This is a genomic window from Borborobacter xinjiangensis, from assembly GCF_047739745.1.
In the GTDB taxonomy this organism is placed as follows: domain Bacteria; phylum Pseudomonadota; class Alphaproteobacteria; order Rhizobiales; family Rhizobiaceae; genus Pseudaminobacter.
The window spans coordinates 84070-102118 of the sequence record NZ_JBLLVA010000018.1 but is presented as its reverse complement, the minus strand read 5'-3'; the positions used below and the strand labels follow the sequence as shown (position 1 = coordinate 102118).

Here is an 18049-nt window from a genome sequence, read left to right as displayed (position 1 = left end):
CGTCGCAACCATCGAACCCGCCGAATGCGCAAACTACATCGCAAACGCCGGTTACGCTTCCGTCAAAACCTGAAAGGCTCGAGGTTGCTTCGGAAATCCGACGTGCCGAAACATCTGAGGCGGCAGTACGATCAGGGCATTTCCGAGAGTAGGAGCCGGTTCGTGCGCCGGCGGTCGAGCAATCACGGCCGGGAACCGCTTGTCGGCTCTATAGCAAGGACTCGTCGTCGATCTCCGGCGCGTCGAGCCGGAACGGGGAGAAAGATACCCTGTGCCAACGCGCGACCGCGCCATGGGTGGTAATCGCCGCCCGATGGCGAGGCGTCGCATAGCCCATGTGAAACTCGAATCCATAGCGCGCATCTGTACGCCCGCACCCCGCCATCATGCGATCGCGCATCACTTTTGCGACGATCGACGCTGCGGCAATCGATTGCGACCGCTGGTCGCCCTTGATCAGCGCCTGTCCTTCGCAGCAAAGGCCGGGCGGAACGTCGCGGCCGTCGGCAAGCGCCAGTTGCGGCTTGAGCGGCAGCCCATGGAGGGCCCTGCGCATCGCTTCGAGGCTCGCCTTGCGGATGTCGCTGCGATCTATGCCTTCGGCGCACACCGAAGCCATTGAGATGCCAAGTGCTGTGGCGAGGATCGCTGAAAAAAGCTCCTCGCGCTCGATATGCGTGAGCCGCTTGGAATCGTCGAGGCCGGTTGGAATGCGCGCAGGATTCAAAATGACCGCCGCCGCGACCACCGGTCCGGCGAGTGGACCGCGACCGGCTTCGTCCATGCCGGCAACCGGCCATTGTCCGCGCGCCATCGCTCTCGCTTCAATCGAGAAGTCGGGCTTTTCGATGATTTCGATGAGGGGCGGAGAATCGGAGCGCGCGCGAGCCATAGTGCGGCAATGCTCGCATTGGCCCCGATTCTCCGCAAGTCCTTCCCGACCGTTTCAGGGGCGGAGACCGGGAAGGCACCGTCGGCGGTCGGGGAAAGGCCGGACGGGATCGCGTCAGCGCCGCGCGCTATCAATTGCGCAAAGACGCGTACTTTGTTCAGTGCATGGATTTGTTCAGTGCATGTATTTCCAAAAATTGCCCGATGCCTTGGGCTTTCACACTCCCGCGCAACAGGGCCTTGTCGCAAAGGATTTGAAAACGGTGGATATCGTCAGCGTCTTTGCTTCGCGCATCCGAGCCGATGTCCCCACACCATTTCGAGCAAATTCTCCTGACGCTAGAGCAGCATGAGCTGTTCGTTCTTCTTGGCCGCAGCGACGAACAGGTCGGTTCGAAGTTGCCTCCTTTCGACATTCAGCCCAAGCCGGCGCGCGGCAATCTCGAAGCGGCGTCCGATCTGCCAGGCATACGGGCCTGTACCTTTCATGCGCTTTCCCCACTCGGCGTCGTAGTCCTTGCCGTCGCGCATCGAGCGAACCAGCGACATGACGTGGCGATAGCGATCCGGATAGTGCCGCAGCAGCCAATCCTTGAAGATCGGACTGACCTCGAGCGGCAGGCGCAGGATGACGTAACCGGCTTCGCGCGCACCGGCTGCCTTGGCCGAGTCGAGGATGCGCTCGACCTCCTGATCGGTCAGCCCCGGAATGATCGGCGCCACCATAACCGATGTCGGAATTCCGGCGTCGCTCAACTGCCGGATCGCCTCCAGCCGCTTCGTCGGGGTTGCGGCCCGCGGCTCCATGGTGCGGGCCAGCATGCGGTCGAGTGTCGTTACCGACAGCGCCACCTTGGCAAGTCCGCGTTCGGCCATGCGCGAAAGTATGTCGATGTCGCGCACCACCAGGGCCGACTTCGTGACGATGCCGACCGGGTGCTGGCGCGCCTCCAGAACCTCCAGAATCTCGCGCATGATGCGCCACTGCTTCTCTATCGGCTGATAGGGATCGGTATTCGTTCCGATGGCGATGGTGCGCGGTTGGTAGCCTTCCTTCGACAACTCCTTGTCGAGCAGTCGCGCGGCATCCGGCTTGGCGAACAGCTTCGATTCGAAATCCAGCCCCGGCGACATGCCCATATAGCTGTGGGTCGGACGCGCGAAGCAATAGACGCAGCCATGCTCGCAGCCGCGATAAGGGTTGATCGATCGATCGAAGGAGATATCGGGCGAATTGTTGCGCGTGATGATAGTGCGCGACTTTTCCGTCTGGACCTCCGTCTTGAAGGGCGGCAAGTCTTCGAAGGTGCTCCAGCCATCGTCGAAGACATGGCGCGTGACCGGCTCGAACCTGCCGCTCGGATTGATGCCGGCGGCACGCCCTCGGCGCCGCTCGTCGTGGATCCTGACGCCACTTTCCTCGATCATCGCATTGGCCATGGCAACGCCTCCACTCCTGAAGGCGGCAACATCTGCGCGTGTTATCGGTTCCATCGACTTTTCGTCCGCATTGGCGCGCCATGTGCCCGTAAGGACGCACAAAAGCGCTCCATTTCTCGTTTCCAACGTGGATTCTCCGAAAGCCGGGTTTCAATTTCTGGCCCGATGCTCCGAACGAATCGCCGCGAGTCATGAAACTATTCCTATTACTCGGACGTGAACAAAGCAAGAACTTTCGCGGCGCGACGCTCGTAACTGGCGCATGGCTGGCATTTGCGCTATTCGCCCCGCCGATGCTGACTGTTCTCATCGAAACATCGAATCACGAAGAGGCGCTCGCCCGCACGCTGGCATCCCTGGTGGGCGCGGCAGTGGAAGGCGCGGTGCGCGAGGTCATCGTGTGCGATCTCGGTTCCTCCGACCGCACGGACGGCGTCGCCGACCAGGCCGGTTGCCGCTACCTTGCAAGTGGCGGCATCGCCGCGGGCATAGCCGAGGCCAAAAGCGATTGGCTGTTGTTGTTGGAGCCCGGTGCGCGCCTGGTCGACGGCTGGGAGGAGGCGGTGCTGGAGCATGTCGAATTGATGGCGATGCCGGCGCGCTTTTCGCGCTCGCATGCGGATCGGCCGCCTTTCCTGGCACGGATATTTTCTTCACGGCGGGCGCTGAGCGAGGGATTGCTCGTCCGCAAGGCGCAGGTGTCGGCAGCCGCGCGCCATGCCGGAAATGCCGAGGCGATCGCGCGTGGTCTGGCGACCAAAAGGTTGCGGGCGGAGATTCGCGTGGCGCCGCCGCTTTGAATGACGATTGGCCCCAAGATCAGGCCGACTTGCCGCCGCCCCGTTTAAGGTGCTCGTCGAGGCGCGGCATGATCTCCACGAAATTGCAGGGCATGTGGCGATAATCGAGCTGTGGCTTCAGGATGCCGTCCCAAGCGTCGCGGCAGGCGCCGGGCGAACCGGGCAGCACGAAGATGAAGGTGGCATTGAGCACGCCTCCTGTGGCGCGCGATTGCACGGTGGACGTGCCGATCTTGTCATAGGAAATGCGGTGGAACACTTCCGAAAAGCCGTCCATGCGCTTCTCGAAAATCGGCTCGAGCGCTTCCGGCGTTACGTCGCGCCCGGTGAAGCCGGTGCCGCCGGTGGTGATGATCACATCGATCTTCGGATCCTGCGACCAACTCCTGACCCGCTCCCTGATCTTGTCGACATCGTCGGTGACGATCTCGCGTGCCGCAAGCACGTGGCCAGCCTCGGCGATGCGGTCGGCCAAGGTCTGGCCGGACCTGTCCTCGGCCAGCGTGCGGCTGTCTGAGACCGTCAGCACCGCGATGCTGACGGGAATGAAGGGGCGTGCGTCCTGGGTCATATGATCCTCGTCAAGGCGTGCTGGACGTTGCCACGACGAACCAGCCCGGCTCCATGTCTCTAATCTTGCCGGCGGCGCGACGCGCGGCATCTTGCGTTTCGAACAGTCCGAAACAGGTGGCGCCCGAGCCAGACATGCGCGCAAGCAATGCCCCTGCGCCGCCGAGTGCCGTGAGCGCGTCGCCGATCGTCGGTGCAACGGCCCTGGCAGGCACTTCCAAATCGTTCCGGGTTTTGCCAAGCCATTTTACCACAGCCGTCACGCCGCGGTCTTCGGGGAGGGGGGGCAAAGGTGGATTCTGGCGGTTCTGCAGGGCGCGGAATACATCCGGGGTTGCTATCTCTACTCCCGGGTTGACCAGCACCAGGTGCAGTTGCGGAAACATGGCAACAGGCTCCACGATCTCGCCGATGCCGCTTGCCACAAGCGGCCGGCCGACAAGGCACATCGGCACGTCGGCGCCGAGCCTCAGCGCCAGTTCCGAGAGATCATCCTTGATGTTCCAGTGTCGCGCCAGCGCCCGCAAGGTCGCCGCCGCATCGCTCGAACCCCCGCCAATACCGGAGGCGACCGGAAGGTTCTTCTCAAGCAGAATGGCGACCGGCATTGTTCGCTCAGACGAAACGGTCCTGCGCAAGGCATCGCGCGCGCGCATCGCGAGATTGCCGGCGTCGAGCGGAATCTGTGCTGCGAACGGGCCGGCAACCGAGAAACTGTCTTCTCTGGCTGCTGTCACCGTCACGCGGTCGCCGTATCTTGAGAAAACCGCCAGGCTTTCGATGAGATGATAGCCGTCCTGACGCTGCCCGGTGACATGCAGCGCGAGATTTATCTTTGCCGGCGCGTCTTCGATACAGGCCGCTGAATTCAAGATCGTGATGGTCAATCCTTGGCCAGCCGATATTCGCCGGTCTCCGGGTCCTTGACCAGCGTGCCGGTCGCGCCATTCGCCGTTTGCTGCTCGGCGCGGCGAATCTTGGCCGTCACGCGCTCTGCTTCCTTGAGGAAAGAGCGGTATCCGAAATAGGCCACGACACCGACCAGCGCGAAGAAAATGAGCTGCGGCATGTTCACGTCCTCCACTGTTGACGGCCGGTCAGGCGTTCAGTTCGGTCTATCTCACAATAGGCGCAACGCCCGCCGTTTTCAAAGGCCAAAGCGGCTCCACAGCGCCCGCTCCTCGACCACGTCGAGGAGTCCGCCTGCCGCAGCGGCAGCTATCTCGGCGGCAGCGGGCCGCTCGGAAGAGCCGAAAATGCCGAGCTTGCGCCCGAAAAGACCGCGCGGCGGCGTGATCAGGTGTAGCCGCGTCTTCGCGCCGAAACGGTCCTTGAGCACCGTTCGCATGTCGCCCAGCGTGTCGACCAAGCCGAGTTCCAGGCCCTTTTTTCCGGTCCAGAACAGCCCGGTGAACAGCTCGGGATCATCCTTCAGCCGCGCGCCGCGCCGCTCTTTTACCAGGTCGATAAAGGTGTCATGGACTTCAAGCTGCAGCGCCTTCAGGCGTTCGATGTCTTCCGGCTTTTCCGGCTTGAACGGGTCCAGCGTCGCCTTGTTCTTGCCGGCGGTGTAGACGCGCCGCTCTATGCCGATCTTCTTGATCAGCTCGGTAAAGCCGAAAGAGGCCGAAACCACGCCGATGGAACCGACGATCGACGACGGATCGGCGACGATCTCATCGCCGGCGACAGCGATCATGTAGCCGCCGGATGCAGCGACGTCCTCGATGAAGACGAATACCTTACGGTTCTTCTCGACGGCAAGGTCGCGGATGCGCTTGTAGATCAGGCGCGACTGCACCGGCGAACCGCCGGGCGAATTGATCGAGATGGCGACGGCCGGCGCGTCGGGAAAGGCGAACGCCTTTTCGATCACGCCCGCTGTCGAGGCAAGCGAAAGGCTCGGCCGGAACTGGCTGCCTCCCGCCATAATGGTCCCGTGCAGGCGAATGACCGGTATGGTCACCGCTTGCGAGCGCATTGATTTCGGAAGAAGGCGATTTAGCAGGCGTCTCACTTAGTCAGGGTCTCCGCGCGGCGTGGTTCCGATGTAGGCATTTGCGCCGAAACCGCAATGCCGCCGAAGCGGTCAGTCGCCGAAAAGCGATGTTTTGCCATTGCTGACGGCTTCGGCACGGGCGCAAAGGCGGTTGCCTGTCGAATCATGCAAGTAAAGCGGCGGGTGCAGGGTCAGCGCACCGCGCGCTCCAAGCCGCGCCCGCAGGACGATGCGGATTGCCGGTCGATCGGGGCGGGGGTGTATGGGCATAATTTGCGCGGAGCCGAAACGGCCATCCAGGGCGGCCAGAATTTCTGCGAGCGACTCCGGCCGTGAAATGACGGCAAGGCCGCCGCGCGGCCGGGTCACCGCGGCCGCACTCCGCAGCCAATTCTCGAACAGCCCGTCATTCTTCACATGCGCCTGCTTGCGCAGCGGGTCGGGCGTCGAGCGGTCGATGGCTGCGTTGAAGGGCGGGTTCATGATCACGAAATCAAAGGAATTGTCGGCGAGCCCGGCTGCCGTCCTTGCCTTGCCGGCCAGCGTCACGTCGGCTTCGACAATCGAGATGCGCTCAGCGAGATGTTCGTTCCCAGAATGCGAAATCGTCAATTGGGCATAGCGCGCCATTTCTTGCGACTGTTCGACAAGCACTATCCGCGCATCGGCGCAGCGCGAGCCGACAGCCAGCCCGGCCGCACCCGCACCCGCGCCGAAATCGGCAAGGCGACCGCTGAAGCTTGTCGGCACGGCCGCCGCCAGGATAAGCGCGTCCATGCCTGCGCGATGACCGGAGTTGCGTGGCTGAACGAGCCAGAAATCGCCACGGTGAAATGCATCTATGCTGTGTTCCGGACCTCGTTCGGACGCGGGCGTCATATGCAACTCGTCTATTTTTTCCGCATCTCGTGGCCGATTCCCGCATCGACCAGAATACGACGGGCAGCGTCGGCATCGTCGTCGCTCACCAGCAGGCGCCTGGGCAGAATGCCCACCGAACCGTCGAGCACGCTCATGTTCTGGTCGGCCACCAATACATCGATGCCGGCATCGCGCAGCAGCGATTCGACAAAGGAGATAATGACGACATCGTTGGTGCGCATGAGTTCGATCATGCCGGCAAAGTCGCAGTTTGTGGTCGCGAAGTAAACGCTGTAGAAGGCGCCGACGGCCGGGCGTCCTCGGCGCGCCAATTCGCCACTTGCCGATTGACGCGCCAGCGCCCTAAATCAGCGTCAGGGCGAGGATTGCGTCCAGGGACGGAGAGAGTTGGTGGGCATCGTTCTCAACATCGAAAACGCGAAGCGCGATACCGCTTCTATAAAGGAACTGATTGGCCTGACCTCCGACGATATGGGCAGGGTCAACAAGCTCATCCTGTCCAAGGCGGGCTCCGATGTCGAGATGATTCCGGAGGTCGCCAACCATCTGATCTCATCGGGCGGCAAGAGGCTGCGCCCGATGTTGACGCTCGCCGCTGCCCAGATGTTCGGCTATGAGGGCGAGGGCCACGTCAAGCTGGCGACCAGCGTCGAGTTTATGCACACCGCCACGCTGTTGCACGACGATGTCGTTGACGAAAGCGGCATGCGCCGCGGCAAGAAGACGGCGCGCATGATCTGGGGCAACCAGGCGAGCGTGCTGGTAGGCGATTTCCTGCTTGGCCAGGCATTCCGCCTGATGGTGGAAGTCGGCTCGCTCGACGCGCTCGACATTCTCTCCACGGCTGCCTCGATCATCGCCGAGGGCGAGGTGATGCAGCTTGCGGCGGCGAAGAACCTGGAGACGACCGAGGACGAGCATTTCGCCGTCATCAAGGCGAAGACGGCGGCTCTGTTTTCCGCTGCGGCTGAAGTGGGGCCGGTGATTGCCGGCGCCTCGCGCCCGGCGCGCGCTGCGCTTCGCTCCTATGGCATGAATCTCGGCCTGGCCTTCCAGCTCATAGACGACGCGCTCGACTATGGCGGCAGCAGCCAGGACCTCGGCAAGAATGTCGGCGACGATTTTCGCGAAGGCAAGGTGACGCTTCCCGTCATCCTGAGCTATCGGCGCGGTACCTCTGGCGAGCGCGAATTCTGGAAGCAGGCGATCGAGAACAACAATGCTGACGATGGTGCCCTTGAAAAGGCGATCGGCCTGATGACGCGCCACAGCGCCATCGCCGACACGATCGGCCGCGCCCGCCATTTCGGCGAAATCGCCCGCGATGCGCTGGCGCCGCTCGATGCGACGCCGCAGAAAGCGGCGCTGCTCGATGTCATCGATTTCTGCATCAGCCGCGTCACGTGAATGCAGTCGCGTGCGCCGCTGACCGCATTGTGATGCACCTCGGATTGAATGGCGACCGTAAAAAGGCCATGCTTCTGCCCACTATAGCTTTGATGACCAACGCCGCCGGCAGCGTGGCATGGCGGGAAGGATGAGGATGCGGCGTATCAACCTTGGCTGGCTTGCAAGCGTGTCGGCGCTGGCGGCACTGATGGTGATAGGGCAGCCGGTGCTGGCCAGGCAGAACGAGGAACCGGTAAAAATCACCTCGTTTTCCGGCGCTTATCTTGCCGCGCGCGTGGCCGAGGTCGACAACGATCTCGACAGTGCCATCGCCTATTACAAGCGCGCCTTGGCCTTCGACACCGAAAACCAGCAGTTGCAGCAAAGCCTCATGCTGGCGCTGATTTCGCAGGGACGTTTCGACGAATCGCTGCCCTATGCGGAAAAATTGAAGTCGGTCGCTGAAATCGAGCGGTTTTCGCGGGTCGCCCTTGCCATCGATACCATCCGCAAGAAGGATTACCCGGCCGCCGAGCATCTTTTGAAGCTGGCCGCTGAATCCGATCTCGATCGGCTGATTTCATCGGTCATGACCGCCTGGGCCAAATTGGGTGCCGGAGACGGCAAGGCGGCGCTGGCTTATCTCGAGAAATTGTCCGGACCGGAATGGTATACGCTGTTTACCACCTACCACAGCGCGTTGATCGCCGATGTGGCGGGCCAGACGGATGTGGCCGACCAGCTCTATAGCGAAACGATCGACAACGTGGCGGCGGGAAGTGCAGCGCCCGAGACCTGGCTGCGCGCCGCCGAAGCCTATGCCCGCTTCCTCGCGATGCAGGGCGAGGAGGACAAGGCGCTGGCGATCCTCGACAAGGCCGACGAATTCGCTTCCGGAAGGCTGGCGCTGGCGGCCTTGCGCGAGAAGATCTCGAAGGATGAGACGATTTCGCCGCTGATTTCCAATCCAGCCGACGGCTCGAGTGAAATCCTGCTCGACCTGGCAAGCGCGCTCAGCCGCGGCGGCGGCGAACCGTTCGTGCGGATTTACCTGCAATTTGCGCTGGCGTTGAAGCCTGACAGCGATGCGGTTTTGCTGCAGCTCGCCTCGGTTGCCGAGCAGCAGGAAAACGCCGAGGAAGCTATCGCGCTTTACCAGCGCGTTCCGGCCGATTCGCCGCTCAAGCGCGCTTCCGAACTGCAGCTCGGCCTCAACCTCGCCGACCTCGATCGTCATGACGAGGCGGTCGAGCATCTCAAGCGGCTCCTGGACCAGGATCCGGACGATGTGCGCGCCTATCTGGCGCTCGGCGGCGTCTATTCCTCGAAAGAGGAGTACCGAAACGCGGCGGACGTCTACGACCGCGCCGCCGAACGGTTGAAGGAACCGACCAGGGCTGAGTGGAACATTTTCTACCAGCGCGGCATCGCCTATGAGCGACTGAAGGAGTGGCCGAAGGCCGAACCGAATTTCCGCAAGGCGCTGGAACTCATGCCCGACCAGCCGCAGGTGCTGAACTATCTCGGCTATTCATGGGTCGACATGAACATGAACCTGGACGAAGGTCTGGACATGATCCGCAAGGCGGTCGAGCTCAGGCCGAGCGACGGCTACATTGTCGACTCGCTTGGCTGGGCCTATTACCGCCTCGGCCGCTTCGAGGAAGCGGTGACAGAGCTCGAGCGCGCCGTTTCATTGAAGCCTGATGATCCGGTGCTGAACGATCATCTGGGCGATGCCTATTGGCGCGTCGGCCGCAAGCTGGAGGCCACTTTCCAGTGGAGCCATGCGCGCGACATGAAGCCGGAACCTGACGTTCTGGCCAATGTTCAGAAGAAGCTCGCCGAGGGACTGCCGCCGATCGAGGGCAAGGCCGCTGCCGAAGCGCCGAGCAAGCCGGTCGCGCCTGAAGTCAAGCCGGCGCCTGCCCCAGACCCGGACAAGAAAAGCGAATTGATAGCGCCGGCGCCTGCCGGCAAGGTCGCGGTGACGCCGGCAGCCTACAAGGTGCAGCGCGGCCAGTCGCTCTGGTCCATCGCCGACGAAGTGCTCGGCAATGGTGGACGGTATCAGGAAATCCTCAATCTCAATCCGCAGCTTCAGGGCGATCCCGGCCGCATTGTGCCCGGACAGGAACTGATCCTGCCCGCGCTTTCGGATTGATCTGGCGGCACATCACCCTGCCGCCGAGCAGAGCGAGGCGGCGACTGTCGATCAGAGCAAAACTTGACGCTTTCTCCATGCCGGAATAGGACGGGCGACCTTCCCGCCGCGACCGTCCGAGGTTCCGCCCGTGCCCGCCAATCTGCCTGCCCACATGCATCCCAGCCGTTCTTTCCAAGGGCTGATCCTGACGCTGCACAACTACTGGGCCGATTACGGCTGCGCCGTTCTGCAACCCTATGACATGGAAGTCGGGGCCGGTACGTTTCACCCGGCGACCACCTTGCGCGCGCTTGGCCCCAAGAGCTGGAATGCCGCCTATGTGCAGCCTTCGCGCCGCCCCAAGGATGGCCGCTACGGCGAAAATCCCAACCGTCTCCAGCACTACTATCAATATCAGGTGATCCTGAAACCCAATCCGCCCGGCCTTCAGGAACTTTACCTTGGCTCACTCGCGGCAATCGGCATCGACCCCTTGCTGCACGATATCCGCTTTGTCGAGGACGACTGGGAAAGCCCGACGTTGGGCGCGTGGGGACTGGGCTGGGAGTGCTGGTGCGATGGCATGGAGGTCTCGCAGTTCACCTATTTTCAGCAGGTCTGCGGCATTGAATGCGCGCCGGTGGCTGGCGAACTCACCTACGGGCTGGAGCGGCTGGCCATGTATGTGCAGGGCGTGGACAATGTCTACGACCTGAATTTCAACGGTCGCGAGGGTGCGGAAAAGGTCACCTATGGCGATGTGTTCCTCCAGGCCGAGCAGGAATATTCGCGCTACAATTTCGAGCACGCCGACACTGGCGCGCTCTTGAAGCACTTCGCCGACGCCGAGGCCGAATGCGAGGCGCTGCTGAAGGCAGGCTCTGACCGCCCGGAAGGCAAGCCGCACCAGATGGTGCTGCCGGCCTACGATCAGTGCATCAAGGCAAGCCATGTCTTCAATCTGCTCGATGCGCGCGGCGTAATCTCCGTCACCGAGCGGCAAAGCTACATTTTGCGCGTGCGTAACCTCTCGCGCCAATGCGGCGAGGCGTTTCTGCAAACCGAAGCCGGCGGCTTTGCATTCACTGGCGAGGCCGCATAAATGCCTGATCTGTTGCTTGAACTTCGCAGCGAGGAAATTCCTGCCCGCATGCAGCGCAAGGCTGCCGGCGATCTGAAAAAGATGGTCACCGACGGGCTGGTCGAAGCCGGGCTGACCTATGAGGCGGCGCGCGAATATTGGACGCCGCGCCGGCTGGTGCTTGATGTGCGCGGCCTCACAGCGCGCTCCCGGGACGTCAATGAGGAGAAGAAGGGGCCGAGCACCAAGGCGCCCGAACAGGCGATTGCCGGCTTCCTGCGCTCGGTCGGCCTGACCGATATCAGCCAGGCAGAGGTCCAATCCGATCCCAAGAAGGGTGATTTCTACATCGCCCGCATTTCAAGGCCGGGCAGGGCGGCTGAGGAGATAATTGCGGAACTCGTTCCGGCGGTTATCCGCGATTTTCCATGGCCGAAGTCGATGCGTTGGGGGGCGGCTTCGGCCAAACCCGGCAGCTTGCGCTGGGTGCGGCCGCTGCAATCCATCGTCTGCACCTTCGGGCCGGAGACGGAAGAACCGGTCGTGGTCGATTTCGAGGTCGACGGCATTCGTTCGGGCAATGTCACTTACGGCCATCGTTTCCACGCGCCGGAAGCCTTCAGGGTGCGCCGCTTTGCCGACTACGTCTCGAAGCTCGAGGCGGCCAAGGTCATTATCGATGCCGACCGGCGAAAGGAAATCATCCTTGCCGACGCAAGGAATCTCGCTTTCGCCAACGGCTTGGAACTGGTCGAGGACGAGGGGCTGCTGGAGGAAGTGGCCGGTCTGGTCGAGTGGCCGGTCGTGCTGATGGGCGAATTCGAGCAGGACTTTCTCGAAATTCCCGCAGAGGTCATTCGGCTCACCATCCGCGCCAACCAGAAATGTTTCGTCACGCGAAGGACCCCCTCATCCGGCCCTTCGGGCCACCTTCTCCCCGGTGGGGAGAAGAGCGAGGCGGCAGTGTCAGCTTCCTCCTCTCCCCAGCGGGGAGAGGGTGGATCGGCGCGCAGCACCGAGACGGGTAAGGGGGCGCTCTCCAATCGCTTCATTCTGGTTGCCAATATCGAGGCAAAGGACGGCGGCCGCGAAATCGCCATCGGCAACGGCAAGGTAGTGCGGGCCCGGCTGTCGGACGCGCTTTATTTCTGGAAGACCGACCAGGGCAATCTGCCCGATCTCGACCAGTTGAATGCGTCGGCGGAGAAGTTCGGCCTCGACCTCGCAAAGCCGCTCGATCAGCGCATGGCCCGACTCGATCATCTTGGCGTCACCTTCCACGCCAAGCTCGGCACGCAGGGCGAGCGGGTGGAGCGCATCCGGCGGCTGGCGCGCGAGCTCGCGCCGCTCGTCGGTGCCGATCCCGAGTTGGCCGACCGCGCGGCGGTGCTTGCCAAGGCCGACCTGCAGACCGAGATTGTCGGCGAATTCCCTGAACTGCAAGGCGCGATGGGCCGCAAATATGCTCTTCTGCAGGGCGAGCATCCTTCGGTCGCCGCGGCCATTGAGGAGCACTACAAGCCGCAAGGCCCGTCTGACCGTGTGCCGACCGATGCTGTATCGGTCGCTGTGGCGCTTGCCGACAAGCTCGACACGCTGGTTGGTTTCTGGGCCATCGACGAGAAGCCCACCGGCTCCAAGGACCCCTTTGCCCTAAGAAGGGCGGCGCTGGGTGTGATCCGGATTTTGGTTGAGAATCGGGTGAGATCGGAACTTCTCGGCCTGATGGCATTTGCCATCTCGGCGCTGTCATCGCCTTGTAGGGAAGGCGCTAAAGCCGATCGGTCGACCTCGCCGGCATTCCGGTTTGACCTCCTCTCCTTCTTCCACGATCGCCTCAAAGTCTATCTGCGCGATCAGGGCGCGCGGTATGACCTGATCGACGCCGTGCTGGCGAGCGGCACTGCCCCCTCATCCGGCCCTTCGGGCCATCTTCTCCCCAGGGGGGAGAAGAGCGCGGCGGCGATGTCGGCTTCTTCCTCTCCCCAGCGGGGAGAGGGTGGCGAGCATAGCGAGCCGGGTGAGGGGGCCTTCGGTAACGCTGCCTCAGCTTCCAACGACGACCTCCTGCAGATCGTCCGCCGCGTCGAAGCCCTTGGCTCATTCCTCGACACCGAGGATGGCAAGAACCTTTTGGCCGGCACCAAGCGCGCGGCCAACATTCTCGCCGCCGAGGAAAAGAAGAAGACCCGCATCGCGGAAGCCGTGGATCCGGCGCTGTTCAACGACAAGGCCGAAGAGAAGCTGTATGCGGCGGTGAATCAGGCTGAGAAGCAAGCCGGCCAAGCGATTCAGAACGAAGACTTTTCCGCCGCCATGCTGGCGCTGAGCAGCCTGCGTGAACCGGTTGATTCATTCTTTGAAGATGTGCTGGTCAATGACGAGAACGAGGCGATCCGCGCCAACCGTTTGGCGCTCCTGGCGCGCATTCGCGCCGCAACCGATCAGGTCGCGGACTTTTCCAGGATCGCCGGCTAATATCCGGGCGCGAAGGACTTTACCCGCAAGAGGTCACAGGTGGCGGCAGACATTCTGGACGGTAGCGCGGCGATGGAACGAGCCCTGGCCCTGCTTGGCGCGGGCGAGGTCGTCGCCATTCCGACCGAAACCGTCTACGGCCTGGCGGGTGACGCGACCAATGGCGAGGCCGTGCTGCGCATTTTCGAAGCCAAGGGCCGGCCGCGCTTCAATCCGCTGATCGCGCATGTCGCGACGATGGCGATGGCCGAGCAGGTGGCGGTCTTCGATAGGCTGGCGCGCCGGTTGGCCGCCGCTTTCTGGCCGGGACCCTTGACGCTGGTGCTGCCGCATCGCGCGACAAGCGGCATCCACCCGCTCGTCACTGCGGGATTGGACACGATAGCGCTGCGCATGCCCAAAGGCTTCGGCGCCGAACTGATCGGCCGTTTCGGCCGGCCGCTGGCAGCGCCGAGCGCCAACTCGTCCGGCAGGATCAGCCCGACCACGGTGGAGGCCGTCGCCACCGATCTCGGCGGGCGCATCAAGCTTGTGGTCAATGGCGGCGCGACTTCGGTCGGACTGGAGTCGACCATCGTCAAGGTAGAGAATGGCAGACTGCATCTGCTTCGTCCGGGCGGCGTGCCTGCCGCCGACATCGAGGAGGTGGTCGGAATGGCGCTGCTGCGCGGGGCGAAATCCGGCATCCAGGCTCCCGGCATGATGGCTTCCCATTATGCGCCAAATGCCGCGGTGCGGCTGAACGCGGCCCATGTCGAGCCGCATGAGGCGCTGCTTGCGTTTGGTCCCGAGCGCGTTCCCGGCGCCGGTGAGGTGGCCGCGATGCTGAATCTCTCCCCGTGCGGAGATCTGCGCGAGGCGGCAAGCAACCTCTTTTCGCATCTGCGCGCGCTTGACGGCAGCGGTGCCAAGACGATCGCCGTCGAGCCGATACCGGTTGACGGACTTGGCGAAGCGATCAACGATCGCCTAGCGCGTGCCGCTGCACCGAGAAGCGGCATCGACGTCGTAACGTAAGGTTCTGACATGACTGACAATTCGGCAATTCTCGACGCCGCGCTGCTCGACCGTTTTGCCGCCATCGTCGGGGATCGTCATGCGCTTCGTGCCGAAAGCGACATCGCACCCTATCTTATCGAACCACGCGGCCGCTATCCCGGGGTTTCGCCGCTGGTGCTGCGGCCGGGCAGCGTCGATGAGGTGAGCCGCATCATGAAGCTCGCCACCGAAACACGAACGCCGATCGTGCCGCAGGGCGGCAATACCGGGTTGGTCGGCGGACAGGTTCCGGACCGCTCCGGGCGCCAGATCGTGTTGTCGCTGTCTCGCCTCAACCGCATCCGCGAAATCGATCTGCTGTCGAATACCGTCATCGCCGAGGCCGGCGTCGTGCTGGAGAGCCTGCAGGTGGCGGCGGATCGGGCAGATCGGCTGTTTCCGCTGTCGCTCGGCGCGCAAGGCTCCTGCGAAATCGGCGGCAACCTCTCGACCAATGCCGGTGGCACCGGGGTGCTGGCCTATGGCAATGCGCGCGAGCTTTGCCTTGGTGTCGAGGTGGTGCTGCCGACGGGCGAGGTGCTCGACGACCTGCGCAAGCTGAAGAAGGACAATACCGGCTACGACCTGAAGAACCTGTTCGTCGGGGCTGAAGGCACGCTGGGCGTCATCACTGCGGCGGTGCTGAAGCTGTTTCCCAGGCCGAAAGGCAGAGACGTTGCGTGGGTCGGCCTCTCGTCTCCAAAGGCGGCGCTCGATCTGCTCGCCCGCGCCAGCGACCAGGCAGGCGCCAGCTTGACCGCTTTCGAGTTGATATCGGGCACCGTGCTTGGATTTGCCTTCCGCCATATGGCAGATGCACAGCCGCCGCTTCAGGGCGAGTGGCCCTGGCACGTGCTGATCGAGATTTCGTCCGGCCGCTCGGCCGAGGACGCCAGAAGCCTGATGGAAGAAGTGCTTGCCGCCGGCGTCGAACAGGGCGTTGTCGGCGATGCGGTGATTGCGGCAAGCCTCGCGCAGGCGGCGGCGCTTTGGCGGCTTCGCGAAAGCCTGCCTGAGGCTCAAAAGCCGGAAGGCGCGTCGATCAAGCATGATGTCTCCGTGCCGGTCGCGTCGATCCCGCTATTCATCGAGCGCGCTGCCGCGGCTGTGGCCACGGTCAGCCCCGAGGCCCGCGTTGCCTGTTTCGGCCATATGGGCGATGGCAATTTGCACTACAACGTCTCGCAGCCGTCCGGAGCTGATAGCGGCGCATTTCTGGACCTCTACGGGCCGATGAACAAGGCCGTCCACGATATCGTGCGCGAACTGGATGGCTCGATCTCGGCCGAGCACGGCATCGGCCAGATGAAACGCGAGGAACTCATCGCCACCGCGCCGCCTGTCGCCATCGACCTGATGCGCCGCGTAAAGCGCGCCTTTGACCCGGCCGGCATCATGAACCCTGGCAAGATGATTTAGCATCCGGCGCTTCGCGCCACCTTCCCCCACTGGGGAGAGGATGGCCGAGCGAAGTGGAGGCCGGGTGAGGGGCTTCATTCTCCCAAAATTCACCCCTCCTTCAGACAGGTTTACAACATCTTGTGGCAGGTCGGATTCCGATAACCATGTGATAGATCAGCAAAATTTAACCGACTTTCTTAAGCGCGCCGGTAAGGAGCGGGCGCTAGGCTTCTTCCCATAGCGAAACCGGAAAAACCGGTTCGGAGAGACCGGAAAACCGGCTCTCAGGAGTAACAGGAAGAAGGCCCGAACATGAGCACCGGACTGATGCCAGTCTGGGCGGGACGCAACATGCGTCTCGACCCTTTCCGCTTGCCGCAGATGGTCAGCTACGCCACCCGCGACGATTTCGGCGACGCAACTTTCACCATCGACCGGCGAGGTGCCGTGATCAGGCGCATCCTGCCGAAAAGCGGTCTTCCGGCCACGGTTCTGCTTCCCGCCAATGCATTTCTCGGCGTCGCCGCGCGGGCGATCGAGGACGATCGGTGCAACGTCACGGTGACGCTCGAACTATTGCACAGCGACCCGATGCTGTCGGTGCCGCTGCTGGTTGCCGACGATCTTGAGGACATCGCCGCCGACTGGCGCACATGGGCGGATGCCTACCGCCTGCCGATGCTGCTGATCGAGGCCGACGGCGTCGCCCGCACGTTGGAGGATTCGCTTGGCGCGGCGATAAAGAGCCGGCCTTCCCATGAGCGCCGCAAGGGACGGGGTACGAAGCTGCGCCGGCCCCGCTTCCTCGTACGTCGCAAATCCGGCGATATGGGGCTGCGGCTCGTGGTCGGCGGCGAGGAGATTGTCGCGCGGCAATAAACTAAAGCAGCGGCTTCAAAGCCACCCAGACGCCGCCACCGATAAGGCCGAGGAAAATCAGCCAGCCGACGGTTGCGTTCGACTTGAACAGAACGAGGCACTGGTCGGGGTCGTCGATGTCGAGCACGCGGATCTGGCGCGCCATATGTGCTCCGGCTGCCAGAAGCCCCGCCAGCGCCGGCATCGGTGCTTCGGCGGCGGCGAAGGCCACCGCAAAGCAGACCAGCGCGCCGGCATAGAGGCCGGTAAGCCAAGCCTTGGTGTTCTCGCCGAACAGGCGCGCTGTCGAGCGCACGCCGACAAGCGCGTCGTCTTCCTTGTCCTGATGGGCGTAGATGGTGTCATAGCCGATCACCCACATGATCGACCCGATGTAGAGCATGATCGCCGGCCCATCGAGATCGGCGAACTCGATCGCCCAGCCCATCAGCGCGCCCCACGAAAAGGCAAATCCCAGAAAGAGTTGCGGCCAGTCGGTGACTCTCTTCATGAAGGGATAGACTGCCACCGTCACAAGCGAGCAGAAGCCGAGCAGGATTGCGAAGTCGTTGAACTGCAGGAGCACGACAAGACCCGCCAGCGCTTGCAGCAGAAGGAACAGCCACGCTTGGCGGCGCGTGACCTGTCCCGAAGGCAACGGCCGCGAGCGGGTGCGCTCCACTTCGGCGTCGATCTTTTCGTCGACGATGTCGTTATAGGTGCACCCTGCGCCGCGCATGGCGATTGCCCCGATCAGAAGCAGAAGCAGGTTCGACGGCTCCGGCAGCAGCGAAAAGAGTGAATCGTCCGGCCGCGCATAGGCGCTTGCCGCCAGCGCCAGCGACCACCAGCATGGCCATAAGAGCAGCATCCAGCCGATGGGGCGATCCCAGCGGGCAAGCTGTGCATAAGGCCAGATCTTGCGCGGCAGGGCGCGGTAGACCCAGTGTCTGCTCGGCGCGTCGGCGACGCGGCCTTGCGCCTCTTTCGACTGAATGTTTTCCATGGCTTCACGTGACAGCAGGCGCGGCGGGCGTCAAGATTGCGAATTGTCCTTGATAATCGCGCTGCGCGGT

Annotated in this window: 17 protein-coding genes; 8 read left to right on the top strand and 9 right to left on the bottom strand. The window is 63.0% G+C overall.

What is annotated here, in order from left to right; translation table 11 throughout:
- Positions 1 to 208: 208 nt before the first annotated feature.
- Both ACLKMW_RS18210 and ACLKMW_RS18205 read right to left on the bottom strand, forming a co-directional pair.
- Positions 209 to 892: a ribonuclease HII gene (locus ACLKMW_RS18210; protein WP_415725910.1), complete on the bottom strand. Its 684-nt coding sequence runs from the start codon at positions 890 to 892 to the stop codon at positions 209 to 211.
- Between the two features lie 338 nt (positions 893 to 1230).
- Complete coding sequence (locus tag ACLKMW_RS18205; protein WP_415725909.1) at positions 1231 to 2385, bottom strand: PA0069 family radical SAM protein; 1155 nt, start codon at positions 2383 to 2385, stop codon at positions 1231 to 1233.
- Positions 2386 to 2624: 239 nt separating this feature from the next.
- Here ACLKMW_RS18205 and ACLKMW_RS18200 point away from each other — a divergent pair, with 239 nt between their 5' ends.
- Entirely contained in the window at positions 2625 to 3131 is a 507-nt protein-coding gene (locus ACLKMW_RS18200; RefSeq protein ID WP_415725919.1) for a glycosyltransferase, read from the top strand.
- Between the two features lie 19 nt (positions 3132 to 3150).
- On the opposite strand, the gene moaB is transcribed toward ACLKMW_RS18200, so the two are convergent.
- The 6 genes from moaB to ACLKMW_RS18170 form a co-directional block, all read right to left on the bottom strand.
- Positions 3151 to 3702: a molybdenum cofactor biosynthesis protein B gene (moaB, locus tag ACLKMW_RS18195; protein WP_415725908.1), complete on the bottom strand. Its 552-nt coding sequence runs from the start codon at positions 3700 to 3702 to the stop codon at positions 3151 to 3153.
- 10 nt (positions 3703 to 3712) lie between these two features.
- Complete coding sequence (locus ACLKMW_RS18190; RefSeq protein WP_415725907.1) at positions 3713 to 4588, bottom strand: 4-(cytidine 5'-diphospho)-2-C-methyl-D-erythritol kinase; 876 nt, start codon at positions 4586 to 4588, stop codon at positions 3713 to 3715.
- Positions 4585 to 4770, bottom strand: a complete 186-nt coding sequence (locus ACLKMW_RS18185; RefSeq protein ID WP_415725906.1) for a hypothetical protein — start codon at positions 4768 to 4770, stop codon at positions 4585 to 4587. Before ACLKMW_RS18185 ends, ACLKMW_RS18190 begins: the two co-directional genes overlap by 4 nt.
- A gap of 78 nt (positions 4771 to 4848) precedes the next feature.
- Positions 4849 to 5718 (bottom strand): S49 family peptidase, encoded by an 870-nt coding sequence (locus ACLKMW_RS18180; RefSeq protein ID WP_415725905.1) that lies wholly within the window; start codon positions 5716 to 5718, stop codon positions 4849 to 4851.
- Between the two features lie 72 nt (positions 5719 to 5790).
- Complete coding sequence (locus ACLKMW_RS18175) at positions 5791 to 6579, bottom strand: tRNA1(Val) (adenine(37)-N6)-methyltransferase (protein WP_415725904.1); 789 nt, start codon at positions 6577 to 6579, stop codon at positions 5791 to 5793.
- A gap of 11 nt (positions 6580 to 6590) precedes the next feature.
- Positions 6591 to 6815 (bottom strand): putative signal transducing protein, encoded by a 225-nt coding sequence (locus tag ACLKMW_RS18170; RefSeq protein ID WP_415725918.1) that lies wholly within the window; start codon positions 6813 to 6815, stop codon positions 6591 to 6593.
- Between the two features lie 157 nt (positions 6816 to 6972).
- On the opposite strand from ACLKMW_RS18170, the gene ACLKMW_RS18165 reads away from it, so the two are divergent.
- The 7 genes from ACLKMW_RS18165 to ACLKMW_RS18135 all read left to right on the top strand — a co-directional run bounded on the left by ACLKMW_RS18165 (position 6973) and on the right by ACLKMW_RS18135 (position 16994).
- A complete protein-coding gene (locus tag ACLKMW_RS18165) occupies positions 6973 to 7989 on the top strand; it encodes a polyprenyl synthetase family protein (protein ID WP_415725903.1) in 1017 nt (338 codons plus the stop codon).
- A gap of 136 nt (positions 7990 to 8125) precedes the next feature.
- Entirely contained in the window at positions 8126 to 10135 is a 2010-nt protein-coding gene (locus ACLKMW_RS18160) for a tetratricopeptide repeat protein (RefSeq protein WP_415725902.1), read from the top strand.
- A 130-nt stretch (positions 10136 to 10265) separates the two neighbouring features.
- The gene (locus tag ACLKMW_RS18155; protein ID WP_415725901.1) at positions 10266 to 11219 is read left to right on the top strand and encodes a glycine--tRNA ligase subunit alpha; all 954 of its coding nucleotides are present in this window, start codon (positions 10266 to 10268) and stop codon (positions 11217 to 11219) included.
- Positions 11220 to 13676: a glycine--tRNA ligase subunit beta gene (gene glyS, locus ACLKMW_RS18150; protein WP_415725900.1), complete on the top strand. Its 2457-nt coding sequence runs from the start codon at positions 11220 to 11222 to the stop codon at positions 13674 to 13676.
- A gap of 72 nt (positions 13677 to 13748) precedes the next feature.
- Positions 13749 to 14693, top strand: coding sequence for an L-threonylcarbamoyladenylate synthase (locus ACLKMW_RS18145; protein WP_415725917.1), 945 nt, complete (start codon positions 13749 to 13751; stop codon positions 14691 to 14693).
- A gap of 9 nt (positions 14694 to 14702) precedes the next feature.
- Positions 14703 to 16133: an FAD-binding oxidoreductase gene (locus ACLKMW_RS18140; protein WP_415725899.1), complete on the top strand. Its 1431-nt coding sequence runs from the start codon at positions 14703 to 14705 to the stop codon at positions 16131 to 16133.
- 294 nt (positions 16134 to 16427) lie between these two features.
- On the top strand, positions 16428 to 16994 hold the full coding sequence (locus ACLKMW_RS18135; protein WP_415725898.1) for a DUF6101 family protein: 567 nt from the start codon (positions 16428 to 16430) through the stop codon (positions 16992 to 16994).
- Position 16995: 1 nt separating this feature from the next.
- Here ACLKMW_RS18135 and ubiA read toward each other — a convergent pair whose 3' ends face one another.
- Positions 16996 to 17979, bottom strand: coding sequence for a 4-hydroxybenzoate octaprenyltransferase (gene ubiA / locus ACLKMW_RS18130; RefSeq protein ID WP_415725897.1), 984 nt, complete (start codon positions 17977 to 17979; stop codon positions 16996 to 16998).
- Between the last annotated feature and the right edge of the window lie 70 nt (positions 17980 to 18049).

Excerpts from the sequence above, each read along its gene's own strand:
- ACLKMW_RS18145 (WP_415725917.1), top strand. The coding sequence starts at position 13,749 with ATGGAACGAGCCCTGGCCCTGCTTGGCGCGGGCGAGGTCGTCGCCATT.
- ACLKMW_RS18170 (WP_415725918.1), bottom strand. The coding sequence starts at position 6,815 with ATGATCGAACTCATGCGCACCAACGATGTCGTCATTATCTCCTTTGTC.
- ACLKMW_RS18175 (WP_415725904.1), bottom strand. The coding sequence starts at position 6,579 with ATGACGCCCGCGTCCGAACGAGGTCCGGAACACAGCATAGATGCATTT.
- ACLKMW_RS18185 (WP_415725906.1), bottom strand. The coding sequence starts at position 4,770 with ATGCCGCAGCTCATTTTCTTCGCGCTGGTCGGTGTCGTGGCCTATTTC.
- ACLKMW_RS18140 (WP_415725899.1), top strand. The coding sequence starts at position 14,703 with ATGACTGACAATTCGGCAATTCTCGACGCCGCGCTGCTCGACCGTTTT.
- moaB (WP_415725908.1), bottom strand. The coding sequence starts at position 3,702 with ATGACCCAGGACGCACGCCCCTTCATTCCCGTCAGCATCGCGGTGCTG.
- glyS (WP_415725900.1), top strand. The coding sequence starts at position 11,220 with ATGCCTGATCTGTTGCTTGAACTTCGCAGCGAGGAAATTCCTGCCCGC.
- ACLKMW_RS18160 (WP_415725902.1), top strand. The coding sequence starts at position 8,126 with ATGCGGCGTATCAACCTTGGCTGGCTTGCAAGCGTGTCGGCGCTGGCG.
- ACLKMW_RS18210 (WP_415725910.1), bottom strand. The coding sequence starts at position 892 with ATGGCTCGCGCGCGCTCCGATTCTCCGCCCCTCATCGAAATCATCGAA.
- ACLKMW_RS18135 (WP_415725898.1), top strand. The coding sequence starts at position 16,428 with ATGAGCACCGGACTGATGCCAGTCTGGGCGGGACGCAACATGCGTCTC.
- ACLKMW_RS18200 (WP_415725919.1), top strand. The coding sequence starts at position 2,625 with ATGCTGACTGTTCTCATCGAAACATCGAATCACGAAGAGGCGCTCGCC.
- ACLKMW_RS18205 (WP_415725909.1), bottom strand. The coding sequence starts at position 2,385 with ATGGAACCGATAACACGCGCAGATGTTGCCGCCTTCAGGAGTGGAGGC.
- ubiA (WP_415725897.1), bottom strand. The coding sequence starts at position 17,979 with ATGGAAAACATTCAGTCGAAAGAGGCGCAAGGCCGCGTCGCCGACGCG.